The organism is Streptomyces sp. NPDC048419, from assembly GCF_043200415.1.
In the GTDB taxonomy this organism is placed as follows: domain Bacteria; phylum Actinomycetota; class Actinomycetes; order Streptomycetales; family Streptomycetaceae; genus Streptomyces.
Genome location: NZ_JBICXT010000018.1, coordinates 1 through 15,941, shown reverse-complemented (window position 1 = coordinate 15,941; position 15,941 = coordinate 1). Strand labels below are relative to the sequence as shown.

Annotated in this window: 11 protein-coding genes and 2 pseudogenes; 7 read left to right on the top strand and 6 right to left on the bottom strand. The window is 71.7% G+C overall.

Annotation, left to right across the window (positions count from 1 at the left end; genetic code table 11):
• Nucleotides 1–8 precede the first annotated feature (8 nt).
• Nucleotides 9–725, top strand: coding sequence for an NADPH-dependent F420 reductase (npdG, locus tag ACGFYN_RS31580; protein ID WP_393869322.1), 717 nt, complete (start codon nucleotides 9–11; stop codon nucleotides 723–725).
• 85 nt (nucleotides 726–810) lie between these two features.
• Complete coding sequence (locus tag ACGFYN_RS31575) at nucleotides 811–987, top strand: hypothetical protein (RefSeq protein WP_393869321.1); 177 nt, start codon at nucleotides 811–813, stop codon at nucleotides 985–987.
• On the opposite strand, the gene ACGFYN_RS31570 is transcribed toward ACGFYN_RS31575, so the two are convergent.
• A complete protein-coding gene (locus ACGFYN_RS31570) occupies nucleotides 972–1,739 on the bottom strand; it encodes a site-2 protease family protein (protein ID WP_393869320.1) in 768 nt (255 codons plus the stop codon). The two genes, ACGFYN_RS31575 and ACGFYN_RS31570, sit on opposite strands and share 16 nt — an antisense overlap.
• Nucleotides 1,740–1,954: 215 nt before the next feature.
• On the opposite strand from ACGFYN_RS31570, the gene ACGFYN_RS31565 reads away from it, so the two are divergent.
• The gene (locus ACGFYN_RS31565) at nucleotides 1,955–5,248 is read left to right on the top strand and encodes a BTAD domain-containing putative transcriptional regulator (RefSeq protein WP_393869319.1); all 3,294 of its coding nucleotides are present in this window, start codon (nucleotides 1,955–1,957) and stop codon (nucleotides 5,246–5,248) included.
• A 14-nt stretch (nucleotides 5,249–5,262) separates the two neighbouring features.
• Here ACGFYN_RS31565 and ACGFYN_RS31560 read toward each other — a convergent pair whose 3' ends face one another.
• The 3 genes from ACGFYN_RS31560 to panB form a co-directional block, all read right to left on the bottom strand.
• The gene (locus tag ACGFYN_RS31560; protein ID WP_393869318.1) at nucleotides 5,263–6,084 is read right to left on the bottom strand and encodes an ABC transporter permease; all 822 of its coding nucleotides are present in this window, start codon (nucleotides 6,082–6,084) and stop codon (nucleotides 5,263–5,265) included.
• Complete coding sequence (locus ACGFYN_RS31555; RefSeq protein ID WP_393869317.1) at nucleotides 6,081–7,106, bottom strand: ATP-binding cassette domain-containing protein; 1,026 nt, start codon at nucleotides 7,104–7,106, stop codon at nucleotides 6,081–6,083. Before ACGFYN_RS31555 ends, ACGFYN_RS31560 begins: the two co-directional genes overlap by 4 nt.
• 143 nt (nucleotides 7,107–7,249) lie before the next feature.
• Nucleotides 7,250–8,125, bottom strand: a complete 876-nt coding sequence (gene panB / locus ACGFYN_RS31550) for a 3-methyl-2-oxobutanoate hydroxymethyltransferase (protein ID WP_393869316.1) — start codon at nucleotides 8,123–8,125, stop codon at nucleotides 7,250–7,252.
• A 196-nt stretch (nucleotides 8,126–8,321) separates the two neighbouring features.
• On the opposite strand from panB, the gene ACGFYN_RS31545 reads away from it, so the two are divergent.
• From ACGFYN_RS31545 to ACGFYN_RS31530, 4 genes and pseudogenes are all read left to right on the top strand, one after another.
• On the top strand, nucleotides 8,322–9,911 hold the full coding sequence (locus ACGFYN_RS31545) for an MFS transporter (RefSeq protein WP_393869315.1): 1,590 nt from the start codon (nucleotides 8,322–8,324) through the stop codon (nucleotides 9,909–9,911).
• A 72-nt stretch (nucleotides 9,912–9,983) separates the two neighbouring features.
• Entirely contained in the window at nucleotides 9,984–10,601 is a 618-nt protein-coding gene (locus ACGFYN_RS31540; protein ID WP_393869314.1) for a TetR/AcrR family transcriptional regulator, read from the top strand.
• A gap of 317 nt (nucleotides 10,602–10,918) precedes the next feature.
• Nucleotides 10,919–11,867 (top strand): annotated as a pseudogene (locus ACGFYN_RS31535) (endonuclease/exonuclease/phosphatase family protein).
• A gap of 97 nt (nucleotides 11,868–11,964) precedes the next feature.
• The gene (locus tag ACGFYN_RS31530) at nucleotides 11,965–13,188 is read left to right on the top strand and encodes an MFS transporter (protein WP_393869313.1); all 1,224 of its coding nucleotides are present in this window, start codon (nucleotides 11,965–11,967) and stop codon (nucleotides 13,186–13,188) included.
• A gap of 95 nt (nucleotides 13,189–13,283) precedes the next feature.
• Here the strand turns inward: ACGFYN_RS31530 and ACGFYN_RS31525 are convergent, their stop codons facing one another.
• Both ACGFYN_RS31525 and ACGFYN_RS31520 read right to left on the bottom strand, forming a co-directional pair.
• Nucleotides 13,284–15,323: an NAD(+) synthase gene (locus ACGFYN_RS31525; protein ID WP_393869312.1), complete on the bottom strand. Its 2,040-nt coding sequence runs from the start codon at nucleotides 15,321–15,323 to the stop codon at nucleotides 13,284–13,286.
• Between the two features lie 126 nt (nucleotides 15,324–15,449).
• Nucleotides 15,450–15,941 (bottom strand): annotated as a pseudogene (locus ACGFYN_RS31520) (serine protease); the annotation flags it as partial.

Below are 15,941 nucleotides of genomic sequence, written 5' to 3'. Positions count from 1 at the left end.
GTCGGCCCATGACCTCTACCGACAGTGCTGCACAGACCCCTGCGAAGGCCCCCGCCAAGGACCCCTGGGACCTTCCCGACGTCTCCGGACTCGTCGTCGGCGTCCTCGGCGGGACCGGGCCGCAGGGCAAGGGGCTGGCCTACCGGCTGGCCAAGGCGGGACAGAAGGTGATCATCGGCTCGCGGGCCGCCGAGCGCGCGCAGGCCGCCGCCGAGGAGCTCGGGCACGGTGTCGAGGGTGCCGACAACGCCGAGTGCGCGCGCCGCAGCGACGTCGTGATCGTGGCCGTGCCGTGGGACGGCCACGGCAAGACGCTCGAATCGCTGCGCGAGGAGCTCGGCGGCAAGCTCGTCGTCGACTGCGTCAACCCGCTCGGCTTCGACAAGAAGGGCGCCTACGCGATCAAGCCGGAGGAGGGCAGCGCCGCCGAGCAGGCCGCCGCCCTGCTGCCGGACTCGCGGGTGACCGCCGCCTTCCACCACCTGTCGGCCGTGCTGCTCCAGGACCCGGAGATCGCCGAGATCGACACCGACGTGATGGTGCTCGGCGAGGTGCGCGACGACGTCGAGATCGTGCAGGCGCTCGCCGGCCGCATCCCGGGCATGCGCGGCATCTTCGCCGGCCGGCTGCGCAACGCCCACCAGGTCGAGTCCCTGGTCGCGAACCTGATCTCGGTGAACCGCCGCTACAAGGCGCACGCCGGACTCCGTGTGACGGACGTGTGAGCGCGTGGGGGACACTGGAGGCCGTAGCAGTGTCCCCCGAACCCGTGCGGCGTTCTCCCGAGCCCGCCGACAGGAGCCGAACGACATGCCCCGCCTTGGCGTCTATGCCTTGATCGTCTTCGTCCTCGCCGTGGCCGCGGCCGTCGTCGCCTTCGCACAGGGCAGCTGGCTGGGGATCGTGTGGATCCTGCTGGCGGGGCTGTCCAGCAACATGTGCCTGTACTACGTCAGGCGCGGCCGGGGCGCCTACCAGAAGCGGTAGAGGCTGTAGCCGAACGAGGTGTCCCAGTCGCTGACGCCGAGCCCGCGCAGGATCGCGTCGACGAAGTCGAAGAACACGCCGTTGATCGACGGCACCCACAGCAGCGCGAACACGAACAGCAGGCCGAACGGCGCGAACGGCTCCACCTGGCGCTTGACGCCGGGCGACAGCCAGGGCTCGAGGACGCCGTAGCCGTCCAGGCCCGGCACCGGCAGGAAGTTCAGGATCGCCGCGGTGACCTGGAGCAGGGCGAGGAACGCGAGGGCGTAGCGGAAGTCGCTCGGCACACCGTCCAGGGCGTGCAGCCAGAACGGCGCCGTGCACACGGCCGCGAACAGGACGTTCGTCAGGGGGCCCGCCGCGGAGACGAGGCTGTGCCGCCAGCGCCCCCGGATCCGGCCCCGCTCGATGAAGACGGCACCGCCGGGCAGACCGATTCCGCCCATGATCACGAAGATCACGGGGAGCACGATGCTCAGCAGCGCATGCGTGTACTTCATGGGATTCAGCGTGAGATAGCCCTTGGAGCCGACGGTGATGTCGCCGCTGTGCAGGGCGGTGCGCGCGTGCGCGTACTCGTGCAGGCACAGCGAGACGACCCAGGCCGCCGTCACGAACAGGAACACGGCCAGGCCCGGCTGCGCGGCGAACCCGGTCCAGGTGGCCCATCCCGTGACCGCCGTGACGGCCATTATCCCGAGGAAGACGGGGCTGACCCTCCGGTCGCTGCGGCTGGTGGTGGCGGTGGTCATGGGACTCCCTGGACGATACTTGTCCCGCGGTGGGACGGCCCGACGGTACCGGGCGCACGGGGGAAACGTCTCGCGGTGGTGCGGGGGTTCCGTGCAAGGGTGAGGAGCCGGGGCTCCGGCTGCTGTTCCGGGGACCGGGGACGGCACGCGTTTTGGGCCGCGCCGACGCACCGCCCGCCCGAACCCCGTGACCGGCCCCGACGTCTACGGAGACAATGGACCCCGTGCGCTATCGCATCCTCGGCACCACTCAGGCGCTCCGCCCCGACGGCACACCCGTCCAGGTCGGCGGGGCGCGGTTGCGTGCTCTGCTGACCGTGCTCGCCCTGCGGGCCGGCCGTACCGTGCCGGTGAGTCTGCTGCTCGACGAGGTGTGGGACGGCGATCCGCCCGCCGACGCGCCGGGCGCGCTCCAGGCGCTGGTCGGGCGGCTGCGCCGGGCCGTCGGCGCGGACGCCGTCGCTTCCGACGAGGGCGGCTACCGGCTCGCGGCCCGGCCCGACGACGTCGACCTGCACCGCTTCGAGCGGCTGACCGGGGAGGGCGTGCGCGCGCTCGCCGACGGCGACCCCGCCAAGGCCGCCGTCGTCCTCGACGACGCCCTCGGCCTGTGGCGCGGTCCCGCCCTCGCCGACCTGCCCGACCGCGCCGCCGAGGCGGCCCGCTGGGACACCCGCCGCCTGGACGCGCTGCGCGCCCGTCACAGCGCCGCCCTCGCCCTGGGCCACGGCGAGCAGTCCCTGCCGGAACTGACCGCCCTGTGCGACACCCACCCCCTGGACGAGCCCCTCCAGGCCCTGCGGCTGCGCGCCCTGCGCGACGCGGGCCGCACGGCGGAGGCACTGGCCGCCTTCGAGGACGTACGGCTGCTGCTGGCGGACCGGCTGGGCTCCGATCCCGGTCCCGAACTGGCGGCCCTGCACGGGGAGTTGCTGGGCGGAAGCCCCAAGGCGCCGCCCGTGCGCCATGAGCAGCCGGCGCCCGCGCCACCGGAGGCGTCGCGCCCCGGCAACCTCCGCGCCCGTCTGACCTCCTTCGTCGGCCGGGAGGCCGACATCGATGCCATCCGGGGCGACCTCGCCGCGGCCCGCCTGGTGACGCTGCTCGGCCCCGGCGGGGCCGGCAAGACGCGGCTGTCGCAGGAGGCCGCCGAGACCGTGCGCGACGCGGCCCGGGACGGGGCGTGGCTGGCCGAACTCGCCCCCGTGGACGACCCGGAGGCCGTGCCGGAAGCCGTCCTGACCGCGCTCGGCGCCCGCGAGACCGTGCTGTACGGCGCCGGCGCCGAGGCGATGCGGGCCGCCGGCAGCGACCGCCACGACGACCCCCTGCAGCGGCTCGCCGAGCACTGCGGCAGGCGCCGCATGCTGATCGTCCTGGACAACTGCGAGCACGTCGTCGACGCCGCCGCCCGGCTCGTGGAGCAGCTGCTGGAGCGCTGCCCCGGGGTGACGGTGCTCGCAACGAGCCGTGAACCCCTCGGCGTACCGGGGGAGTTGCTGCGCCCCGTGGAACCGCTGCCCGAACCGGTGGCCCTGCGGCTGCTCGCCGACCGGGGCGGCGCCGCCCGGCCTTCCTTCCGCGTCGAGGAGGACCCCGAGGCGTGCGCCGAGATCTGCCGGCGCCTGGACGGACTGCCGCTCGCCATCGAGCTCGCCGCCGCCCGGCTGCGGATGCTCACGCCGCGCCAGATCGCCGACCGGCTCGACGACCGCTTCCGCCTCCTCACCTCCGGCAGCCGTACGGTCCTGCCCCGCCAGCAGACCCTGCGCGCGGTCGTCGACTGGTCCTGGGACCTGCTCGACGAGGACGAACGGGACGTGCTGCGCCGCATGTCGGTGTTCGCCGGCGGCTGCGACCTCGCCGCCGCCGAGGCCGTCTGCGGCCCCGCGGCCCTGGAGGCTCTGGGCTCGCTCGTCGACAAGTCCCTTGTCGTGGCCGCCCCTTCGGGCGACGGCGAGATGCGCTACCGGCTCCTGGAGACCGTCGGCGAGTACGCGGGCGAACGTCTGGCCCAGGCGGGCGGACAGGCCGAGGCCGGGATCGCCCACCGCACGTACTACCGCGAACTCGCCCGCCGCACCGACCCGTTGCTGCGCGGCCCCGACCAGCGCGGGGCCATCGGCCTGCTGGAGCGCGAATACGAGAACCTGCGCACCGCGCTGCGCCACGCCGTCGCCGAGCGCGACGAGCAGGAGGCGCTCTGCCTGGTGCTGTCGCTGGGCTGGTACTGGCAGATGCGTGACCTGCGCATCGAGGCCCGCAACTGGTCCCGTGAGGTCCAGGGCCTGGGCCCCGACCCCTTCGCCGGGCCCGTCCGCCCCGCCGTCCCGGTGTGGGAGCGCTGCACGGACACCCCGCCGCCCTGGGGCGGCGACCTGCTCGACGAGGCGCGGCGCGGCCTGCACCTCGTCCATCTCGCCTGCATGGACACCGAGTTGGAGGCCTGGCAGTCCCCGCAGGCGAAGGCGAAGCTGCGCGTCATCGCCGAGACCTACACCCCGGGCCTGCCGCAGACCTGCCGCAGCCCCGGCTCCCTGTGGTTCTTCGCCGTCATGCTCACGGGCGACATGAAGAAGCTGCGCGAGCTGATCGAGGCCACCGTCCGCACCTGCCGGACCACGCCCGGGTACGAGTGGGAGCTCGCCGCCAGTCTGCACATGCGTGCCAACCTGCTCGCCAACCGCAGCGACTGGGCGGGCGACGCGATCCGTGACGCCGACGAGGCGCTGGAGATCTACCGCCGGATCGGCGACCTGTGGGGCACGGCCGAGGCGCTCTCCGCGCGCGGCGAGGCGAACGAGAAGCGGGGCAGGTGGCAGGCGGCCGCCGCCGACTACACCTCCGCGATCGAGCACGCCGAGCGCCTCGGCGCCCGCGCCCAGGTGGCCGTGCTCACCGCCCGCCTCGGCGCCGCACTGCTGGAGGCCGGCGAGACCGGGCGCGGCGAGCGGCTGCTGCTCGAGGTGATCGCCCAGCACGACGGCGCGGGCAACGAGGCGATGCCCGCCGCCCGGCTGTTCCTCGCCGGCCGCTACGGCATGACCGGCCGGATCCCACAGGCACGCGAGGAGATCCGGCTGCTGCGCGAGCAGTTCAAGATCGCGCACTTCGTCGTCTTCGACGCGTTCATCCTCGGCATGGAGGCCTGGCTGGACAGTGCCGACGGGCGCTACGAGGAGGCCTTGGTCAAGGTCCGGCAGGCGCTCGCGCGGGCCGGCGACCCGCTCTCCGAGGCCATCGCCCCGTCCATGCGCTCCACCTACCTGACGGTCGCGGCGATCGCCCTCGCCGGACTGGACGGCGGCAGCCGCGCCCGCGACGCCGCCCGCTGCCTCGGTGCCGCGGAGCAGTTCCTGCCGCCCGGCCACGTCCCCTCGTACCTGGAGCGCGAGACACGCGAACACGCCGTGGCGGACACCCGCGCGGCCCTGGACGACGAGGCGTACGAGGCCGCGTACGCGGAGGGCGGCGGCCTCTCCACGGAGGAGGCCACCGCCCTGGTCTGACGCGAGCGTGAACGTCAGCTCTTGGTACGGAACTTGTGGATCGCGTACGGCGCCGCCACCGCGGTGATCGCCACCGACCAGCCCAGGGTCACCCACAGGTCGTGCGCGACCGGGCCGCCCACCATCAGTCCGCGGGCCGCGTCGGCGAGCGTGGACAGCGGGTTGTAGTCGGTGAAGGCCTGCAGCCAGCCCGGCATCGACTTCGTCGGCGCGAAGATCGACGAGCCGAACTGCAGCGGGAACAGCACCAGGAAGCCCATCGCCTGCACGGACTGCGCGTTCTTCAGGACCACGCCCAGGGTGAGGAACACCCACATGATCGAGGAGGCGAACACCGCGGACAGGCCGACGGCCGCGAACAGACCGCCCCAGTGGTCGATGTCGAACCCGACCAGCACGGCGACGATCATCAGCACGGTGGTCGCGAACAGCATCCGCACCAGCTCGACCGAGATCTTCGCGAACAGCACCGAGCCGCGGCCGATCGGCAGGGACCGGAAGCGGTCCATGACACCGGAGTTGAAGTCCTGGCTGAAGCCGGTGCCGACGCCCTGCGACAGCGTCATGCTCATCATCGCGATCATGCCCGGGATGACGTACTGCACGTACCCGTCCTGACCGCCGCCCAGCGCCTGGCCGATCGAGCCGCCGAAGACGTACACGAACAGCAGGGTGAAGACGACGGGCATCAGGACCGCGTCGAACATCGACTCGGGGTCCTGCTTGATCCACAGCAGGTTGCGGCGGACCAGGGCGCCGGTGTGGCGCAGGTGCCCGCGCAGGGAGATACGGGCGTCGGCGACGGCGGCCGGAGCGGTGGCGGTTGCGGCGCTCATACGGCGACCTCCTCGCGGGTCTCGGTGGGAACGGCGTCCTGCGGGGCACTGGCGCGGTGGCCGGTGAGGGACAGGAACACCTCGTCCAGGCTGGGCAGTTCGGTGGTGATGGAGCTGATGGTGATACCGCGCGCCATGACCATGCTGACCACGGCGGTCAGCTGCTCGTCGCTGAGGATCGGCACGAGCACGGTGCCGCTCTGGGGGTCGACGGTCGTGGTGGCGAGTCCGGTGATGCCGAGTTCGTCCAGGGCGCCGGCGAGCGGCTCCAGCTGCAGCCGGTCGGCGGGCCGCACCCGCAGCGTCCGTCCGCCGACCTTGGCCTTCAGCGCGTCGATGGCGCCGCCCGCGATGACCTTCCCGCGGTCCACCACGGTCAGCTCGGAGGCGAGCTGCTCGGCCTCCTCCATGTACTGGGTGGTCAGCAGGACGGTCACGCCCTCGCCGACCATCGCCTTGACCTCGTCCCACACCTCGTTGCGGGTGCGCGGGTCGAGCCCGGTGGTGGGCTCGTCGAGGAAGAGCACCTCGGGGCGCCCGATCATCGAGGCGGCAAGGTCCAGCCGGCGCCGCATACCGCCGGAGTAGGTGCTCGCGGGCCGCTTGGCGGCGTCAGTGAGCGAGAACCGCTCCAGCAGCTCGTCGGCACGGGCGCGGGCGTCCTTGCGCGGCAGGTCGAGCAGCCGCCCGATCATGTACAGGTTCTCCCAGCCGGGGAGCTTCTCGTCGACCGAGGCGTACTGCCCGGTGAGTCCTATCACCCGGCGCAGCTGCCGCGGCTGCCGCAGGACGTCGTACCCCGCGACGGTCGCCTCGCCCGAGGTCGGGCTCAGCAGAGTGGACAGGATCCGCACGAGGGTGGTCTTGCCGGCCCCGTTCGGCCCGAGCACACCCATCACGGTGCCCTCGCGCACGTCCAGGTCGACGCCGTCCAGCGCCTTGGTCTCGCCGTAGTGCTTGACCATCCCCCGCACGGTGACGGCCATGCCGCCGCCACTGGCGTTGTTGTCGATTCGCGTCATGACCAGAACGGTGCCAGGCCCCACCGACAAACGACCGACAGGCCACCGACATGCGCGTGACGAGTGCCTACGGATCGCCGACAGGCAAAGAAGCAGCCCGCCGACGGGGGACGATCGGCGGGCTGCCTTGGTGCCGCAGTGGCTCAGTGGACGGAGTTCTCCTCCGCCGGGAAGGTCCCGCCGACGACGTCCTCGGCGTACGCCTTGACGGCGTTGCCCATGACCTCACGCAGGTCGGCGTACTTCTTGACGAACTTCGGCACCCGGCCCTGGGTCAGGCCGAGCATGTCGGTCCAGACGAGGACCTGCGCGTCGGTGTCGGGACCCGCGCCGATGCCGACCGTCGGGATGTGCAGCACCCGCGTCACCTCGGCCGCCAGCTCCGCCGGGACCAGCTCCAGTACGACCGCGAACGCGCCCGCGTCCTGCACGGCCTTCGCGTCGCGCAGCAGCTGCTGGGCGGCCTCCTCGCCGCGGCCCTGGACGCGGTAGCCCATGGCGTTGACGGACTGCGGGGTCAGGCCGATGTGGGCCATGACCGGGATGCCGGACTCCACCAGGAGCCGGATCTGCTCGTGCGAACGCTCGCCGCCCTCCAGCTTGACCGCGCCGACACCGGCGTCCTTGACCAGCCGGGTCGCCGAGCGCAGCGCCTGCACCGGGCCCTCCTGGTAGGAGCCGAACGGCAGGTCGCCGACGATCAGGGCGCGCTGCGTGCCGCGCACCACCGCGGCCGACAGCATGGTCATCTCGTCCATGGTGACGGGCACGGTCGTCTCGTACCCGAGGTGGCAGTTGCCCGCCGAGTCGCCCACGAGGAGGACCGGGATGCCGGCGTCGTCGAACACGGACGCGGTCATCGCGTCGTAGGCGGTGAGCATGGGCCACTTCTCGCCGCGCTCCTTGGCGAGGGCGATGTCGCGCACGGTGATGCGGCGCGTGCTCTTGCCTCCGTACAGCGACTTGCTGCCGTCGGAGGGCTTGTTCTGCGCAGGCTGGGCAGCCGAGAGCTGCGTCATGACAACGGCTCCTTCAGTCATCTCGAGGCGCCCTGACGGCGTCCCCGGATCACGTCCATGGTGGCACCTCGTGCCGGACCGAGCCAAGGGGACCTACGTCACGCATGAAACGTGCGGCGGACGGCCTGCGTAAGGGCTGAGTAAAATAATTTCGATACGGCACGGTCTCGTATCTTAATTATCTAGGCTGTGACCCATGACCACTCCACCTGCCACTGCCGGCCGGATCCCGGAAGAGGTGCACCGGCGCCGCTGGGCGATCCTCGGTGTGCTGATGCTGAGCCTGCTGATCGTGGTGCTCGACAACTCGATCCTGAACGTCGCGATCAAGACGATCTCCACCCCGGCCCCGACCGGCCTCGGCGCCACGCAGAGCGAGCTGGAGTGGGCGATCAACGCCTACACGCTCGTCTTCGCGGGCCTGCTCTTCACCGCGGGCCTCATCGGTGACCGGGTGGGCCGCAAGAAGGTGCTGCTCGGCGGACTCGTCGTGTTCGGCATCGGCTCCGCGCTGGCCGCCGAGTCGGGCTCGCCGACCCAGCTCATCGCCTTCCGCGCGCTGATGGCGCTCGGCGCCGCCTTCGTCATGCCGGCCACCCTCGCCGTCCTCATGAACGTCTTCGAGCGCGACGAGCAGCCCAAGGCCATCGGCATCTGGGCCGGCGGCGTCGGCCTCGCGATCGCCATCGGCCCGATCACCGGCGGTCTGCTCCTGGACCACTTCTGGTGGGGCTCGGTCTTCCTGATCAACGTGCCGATCGTGCTCCTCGCGCTCGCGCTGATGGTCTGGCTGGTGCCGGACTCCCGCGACCCCAGGCCCGGCCGGGTCGACCCGATCGGCGTGGTCCTGTCCGTCGTCGGCCTCGTCCTGCTCGTCTACGGCATCATCAAGGGCGGCCAGCTCGCCGACTTCACGGACCCGACGGTGCTGTCGACCATCGGCGCCGGCGCCCTGGTGCTCGCCCTGTTCGTGGTGTTCGAGAAGCGCAGCGACCACCCGTCCCTGGACGTCACGTACTTCAAGAACAAGGTCTTCTCGGCCGCCATGGCCGCCATAGCGCTGGTCTTCTTCGCGCTGATGGGTGTGACCTTCTTCTCCGTCTTCTACACCCAGAGCGTGCGTGGCTACTCGCCGCTGCAGTCCGGTCTGCTGATGCTGCCGCTGGCCGCCGCACAGATGATCTTCGCGCCGCGGGCCCGGCTGGTCGTCGACCGGTTCGGCAACAAGGCCACCACCGGGGCCGGCTTGCTGCTGCTCGCCGCCATGCTCGCCGCCTTCGCGGGCTTCGAGGCGGACACGCCGATCTGGGTCCTGGAGGTCGTCTTCTTCCTCATGGGCGCCGGCATGGCGCACGTCATGACCCCGACCAGCGTGGTCATCATGCAGGCGCTGCCCCGCGAGAAGGCCGGCTCCGCCTCCGCGCTCAGCAACACCTTCCGCCAGGTCGGCGGCGCGCTCGGCATCGCCGTGCTCGGTTCGGTGTTGTCCGCGGCGTACCGCAACGGCATCGAGGACAAGCTCAACCTTCTCCCGAAGGGCCTCAGGGAGACCGCGGGCGAGTCCATCGAGGCCACGCTCGGCGTCGCCGCGAAGCTCGGCCCGCAGGGCAAGGGCCTGATCACCCCGGCCAACGACGCCTTCCTGCACGCCATGCACGTCACCGCCCTGTGCGGCACGGGCGTCGCGCTGCTCGGCGCGCTCGTGGTCTTCCTCTTCCTGCCCGGCAAGCCGGCGGCCCCTCAGAAGGGCGAGGAGCAGCAGGAGTTGGTGGCCGCGGCGGAATGACTCCTTCCCGGCTGCTCGGGGGTGCCGTACCCAAGGGAGAATCGGACCAGCACACCGAAGGGACGCAGTGACGTGAGCCTCGCCGACAGCCAAGCCGATCCCGGGGCGCCCACCAGGGGCCGCCCCCGCAGTGAGGCCGTCGAGCGTGCCATCGTCGAGGGCGTGATGAAGCTCCTGGAGGACGGCGTGCCGCTGGCCGAGCTCTCCATCGAGCGCATCGCCCGCACCGCGGGAGTCGGCAAGGCCACCATCTACCGCCGGTGGAACGGCAAGGAGGAGCTCTTCGTCGACGTCATCCGCGCCGCCGAGCCGCCGGACCCGGAGTTGCCCGGCACCTCGATGCGCGACGACCTGGTGGCGATGCTGGAGCAGTTGCGCCGGCGCGGAGTGATGACCCGGTCCTCGGCGCTGCTGCACAACGTCTTCGCCCAGATGAAGAGCAGCCCGAGGATCTGGCGGGCATATCAGGCCGCCGTCATCGAACCGCGCCGCCGGCTCCAGGTCGAGGTGCTGCGGCGGGGGCAGGCGAACGGCGAGATCCGGGCCGACGTCGACGTCGAGTTGCTCAACGACGTCGTCGTCGGCCCGATGCTGCTGCGCAGCGTCATGCGCCCGGACGCGGACCTCCCCGAGGGCCTCTCGGAACAGATCGTCGACACCCTGCTCGAAGGTCTACGGCCCGTCAGCTAGGGCCTGTTGCCAACCCGCCCGCCCGGCCGGCCGGTATGTGCGCGTTCCGTCACAGAGCACGCTTTCCGTCCGCGAATTCGGAACTCACCGCCCCGACTTGTTCGTCCCACTGCCCGTACGGCCGTCACGGGACGGCGAGATCGAAGCCGAACATCCCCTAGGGTCGTAGACACGGGGGACGGACGGTGGGCATGGCAGGCAGTGAGGCGACGCGGTATGGCGCAGCAGGCGTACATGACGGAGACCGACAACGGCGGCTCGGGGCCCGAGCGCCGGGGTGACCGCTTCCGCCGTCTGCTGCACCGTCTGTTCTCCGGCTGGCGGGGCGATCCGAGAATCTGGCGCCGCGGCGTCGTGACCGCGGCGGTCGCCGTGCTCCTCGCTCTCGTGATGCTGCTGCACGCGCGCATCCCCAACAGGATCGGCAACCTGGGCAGTCTCACCGAGACCTTCCTGCCCTGGCTCGGCCTGCTGGTCCCGGTGCTGCTGCTGATCGGGCTGGTGCGCAAGTCGGCCACCGCGCTGATCGCCCTGGTCGTGCCGGTGGCCGTGTGGCTGAACCTCTTCGGCGGCCTGCTCACCGACAAGACCGGCGGCGGCGGTGACCTCACCGTCGCCACGCACAACGTCAACGCCGACAACCCCGACCCCTCGGGCACGGCCCGCGACGTGGCCGCCTCCGGCGCGGACGTGGTGGCCCTGGAGGAGCTGAAGGCGTCGGTGGTCCCGGTCTACGAGCGGGCGCTGGCCTCGACGTACACGTACCACTCGGTGCAGGGCACCCTCGGGCTGTGGAGCAAGTACCCGATGACCGGCGTCAAGGCCGTCGACATCAAGCTGGGCTGGACGCGGGCCATGCGCGCCACGATCGCCACCCCCGAGGGACAGGTCGCGTTCTACGTCGCCCACCTCCCGTCCGTCCGCGTCAAGCTGGAGGCCGGGTTCACCGCCCGTCAGCGCGACACGAGCGCCGACGCGCTGGGCGAGGCGATCGCCGACGAGCCGCTGAAGCGCAAGGTGCTGCTCGGCGACCTCAACGGCACCATGAACGACCGCTCCCTGAACGGGGTGACCGCGCAGATGCGCTCCACTCAGGGCGCGGCGGGCAGCGGCTTCGGGTTCAGCTGGCCGGCCTCGTTCCCAATGGCGCGGATCGACCAGATCCTGGTCCAGGGCGTCGACCCGGTGAGCTCGTGGACGCTGCCCGCGACCGGCAGCGACCACCTTCCGATCGCGGCTCGTGTGAACCTGGACACCAGCTCTTAACCCCTGGGAATTCTGAGCCTGGCAGGGTTTGTTCCGCAACTGAACTTAGACTGTGGAACACACGTACCTCTGCTCCTCGAAAGGAACAGGCTCTTTCATGCCCCTGGCCCTGCTCGCCCTGGCCGTCGGCGCTTTCGGTATCGGCACGACCGAGTTCGTGATGATGGGACTGCTGCCCGACGTCGCGGACGACCTGCACATCTCGATCCCCGCCGCGGGACACCTGGTCTCGGCGTACGCGCTGGGCGTCGTCATCGGCGCCCCGCTGCTGGCCGCGGTCACCTCCCGGATGTCCCGCCGCACGGTCCTCATCGGCCTGATGGCCCTGTTCGTGGTGGGCAACACCCTGTCCGCCTTCGCCCCCGGCCCCGACTCGCTGCTGGCCGCCCGCTTCCTGAGCGGACTGCCGCACGGCGCCTTCTTCGGCGTGGGCGCCGTCGTCGCGACCACCATGGTGGCGCCGGAGCGCAAGGCGCGCTCCGTGTCGCTGATGTTCCTCGGACTCACCGTCGCCAACATCGCCGGCGTCCCCGTCGCCACGCTCATGGGCCAGCACCTGGGCTGGCGGGCCACCTTCCTCGGCGTCGGCGCGATCGGCCTCGCGGCCATCGCCGCCCTCGCGCTGCTGATCCCGCACGACCACACGCCCGCCCCCGCCGGAGGCCTGCGCGGCGAGCTGGCCGCGCTGCGCTCCCTGCCCGTCTGGCTGGCCCTGGGCACCACGGTCGCCGGGTTCGGCGCGCTGTTCGCCGCCTACAGCTACATCACGCCGATGCTCACGGACGCCGCCGGCTACGCCGAGACCAGCGTGACGATGCTGCTCGCCCTGTTCGGCGTCGGCGCGACGATCGGCAACCTGGCGGGCGGCCGCCTCGCCGACCACTCCCTGCGCGGCACGCTCTTCGGCGGCCTGCTGGCCCTGACCGCCGTACTGGCCCTGTTCCCGCTGCTGATGTCGGCACCGTGGACCGCGGCCCTGGCCGTGATCCTGCTCGGCGCCGCCGCCTTCATCACCGGCTCGCCCCTGCAGCTGATGGTCATGGAGAAGGCCGCCGCGGCCCCGTCCCTGGCGTCCTCCGCCAACCAGGCCGCCTTCAACCTCGCGAACGCCGGTGGAGCCTGGATCGGCGGCCTGGCCCTGGCGGCCGGCTTCGGCGTCACGTCCCCGGCACTGACGGGCGCGGCACTGGCGGTGCTGGGACTGGGGGTCGCGGGGGTCGCGTATGCGGTGGACCGCCGGCACGCCGTATCCGAGCCCGGATGGGAACGCGTGGTCGCCTCCCACGTGCCGCAGCGGTCATCCAGCCCGTCCGGCGTTTGAGGACGAGGCATTTTCAGGGCCGCCCGTCCCCAGGGCCGCCCGTCCCCAGGGCCGCCCGTCCCCAGGGCCGCGCACCCCCCCCCGCCCGCACCGAACTAGTCGTCGAAACGGGCGAGGTCCGCCAGCCAGGCCGCGGCCGAACCATCCGACGGCGCCCGCCAGTCACCCCGCGGTGACAACGACCCCCCGGCCGAAACCTTCGGCCCATTCGGCATCGCCGACCGCTTGAACTGCGCGAACGCGAAGAACCGTCGGCAGAACACCTCCAGCCACCGCCGAATCTCCGCGAGGTCGTACGCGACCCGCTTCGCGTCCGGGAAGCCCGGCGGCCACTCGCCGCCCTCCGCGTCGTGCCAGGCGTGCCACGCCAGGAACGCGATCTTCGACGGCCGGAACCCGTACCGCAGCACATGGAAGAGCGTGAAGTCGTGCAGCGCATACGGGCCGATCTTCGACTCCGTCGACTGCATCTCCTCGCCCGGCACCAGCTCCGGGCTGATCTCGGTGTCGAGGATCGCGGCGAGCGTCTTGCCGGTCTCCTCGTCGAACTGCCCGCTGCTGATGACCCAGCGGATCAGATGCTGGATCAGCGTCTTCGGCACGCCGCCGTTGACGTTGTAGTGGCTCATCTGGTCGCCCACGCCGTACGTGGACCAGCCGAGCGCCAGCTCCGAGAGGTCACCGGTGCCGAGCACGATGCCGCCGCGCTGGTTGGCGAGCCGGAACAGGTAGTCGGTGCGCAGCCCCGCCTGCACGTTCTCGAAGGTGACGTCGTACACCGGCTCGCCGGAGGCGAACGGGTGGCCCATCTCCCGCAGCATCAGCCGCGCGGTGGGCGTGATGTCCAGTTCGGCGGCGGTGACGCCGAGCGAGTTCATCAGCTTGTGGGCGTTGTCCATGGTGTGGTCGCTGGTGGCGAAGCCGGGCAGGGTCCAGGCCAGGATGTCGCTGCGCGGGCGGCCCGCGCGGTCCATCGCGCGCGCGGCGACGATCAGCGCGTGCGTGGAGTCCAGACCGCCGGAGACCCCGATGACGACCTTCGGGCCGCCGATCGCCCCGAGCCGCTGCTGAAGGCCCTCGACCTGGATGTTGTACGCCTCGTAGCAGTCCAGGGCGAGCCGGTCGGCGTCGGCCGGCACGAACGGGAAGCGCTCCAGGCGGCGGCTCAGCCCCAGGTCGGTGAGGGGCGGGGCGAGCTCGAAGGAGACCGTGCGGAAGTCGTCGGTGCGCGCCTTGTGCGTACGGCGGTTGTCGTCGAACGTGCCCATCCGCATCCGCTCCTGCCGCAGCAGGTCCAGGTCCACGTCCGCCACCGCGTACTCGTCGCCGAGCGGGAAGCGCTCGGTCTCCGCCAGCAGCACGCCGTTCTCGTACACCATGGCCTGGCCGTCCCAGGACAGGTCGGTGGTCGACTCGCCGAGGCCGGCCGCCGCGTAGACGTACGCGGCCAGGCAGCGGGAGGACGCCGAGCGGCACAGCAGCTTGCGGTCCTCGGCCCGCCCGACCGTGATCGGGCTGCCGGAGAGGTTGACCAGGACGGTCGCACCGGCGAGCGCGGCCTCCGCGCTGGGCGGCACCGGCACCCACATGTCCTCGCAGATCTCGGCGTGCAGCACGAGATCCGGGACGTCCTCGGCCGCGAAGAGCAGGTCCACGCCGAACGGCACGCTCTCGCCGCCGACCCGGATCGAGCCGCCGCGCTCGTCGGCGCCGTCGCCGATCTGCCGGCGCTCGTAGAACTCGCGGTAGTAGGGCGGGTACGACTTGGGCACGACGCCGAGGACGCGGCCGCGGTGCACGACCACCGCGCAGTTGTAGATCCGGTTGCGGTGGCGCAGCGGGGCGCCGACGACCAGTACCGGCAGCAACTCGGCCGACCCGGTGACCACTTCCTGGAGCGCCGTCTCGACCTGGTCGAGCAGCGCGTCCTGGAGCAGCAGGTCCTCGATCGAATAGCCGCACAGCACCAGCTCGGGGAAGACCGCGACGGCGACGCCCTCCTCGGAGCAGCGGCGCGCGTGGCGCAGGACCGCCCGCGCGTTGGCCGGCGGGTCCGCGATGACGGTGTGGCCCGTGCACGCGGCGACGCGTGCGAAGCCATGCTGATAGATCGACCAGAAGTTCAGTTCAGGCACGCGTCCCAGTGTAATCGTCAGAGCGACGCAATCCGCGGTGCGGGGGTGGGGCCGGCCCGGGCACGGCGAAGGGGCGCGGGGTGGAACCACCCCGCGCCCCCTCAGGCTGCCGTCGCCGGCGGTGCCTCAGTGACCCTTGTACGAGTCGACGTAGCCGTTCGCGGGCGTGCCCACGCCGGTGACGTCGTCGTAGCCCTTCACGGCGGACAGCGAGCTGTCCTTGCCGAGGGAGCGGACCGAGGTCGACAGACCGCCCGACGCGTCGACGCCGTTCACGAAGTCGACACGGGCGACCGCCAGGCCGTAGCCCACCGGGTTGTCCGTGACGTCGTGGTACAGCTTCGAGCCGTACTTGGAGTAGATCGTCGGGTTGGCGAAACCGATCGCCTTGCCGCCGCGCGCCTCCTGGGCCAGAGCCTGTACGGCCGCGATCACCGGAGCGGCGAGCGAGGTGCCGCCGATGCGGTACTCGCTGTACTGCTCCGTCCCGTCCGGGAAGGTCTGCGTCTGGCCGACCTTGAAACCGGTGTTGGGGTCGGCGATCGCCGAGATGTCAGGGACGACCCGGTTGCCGGCCGCGTTGTTGGCCGTGGCCAGCGCGTTCGGCACGACGCCCTT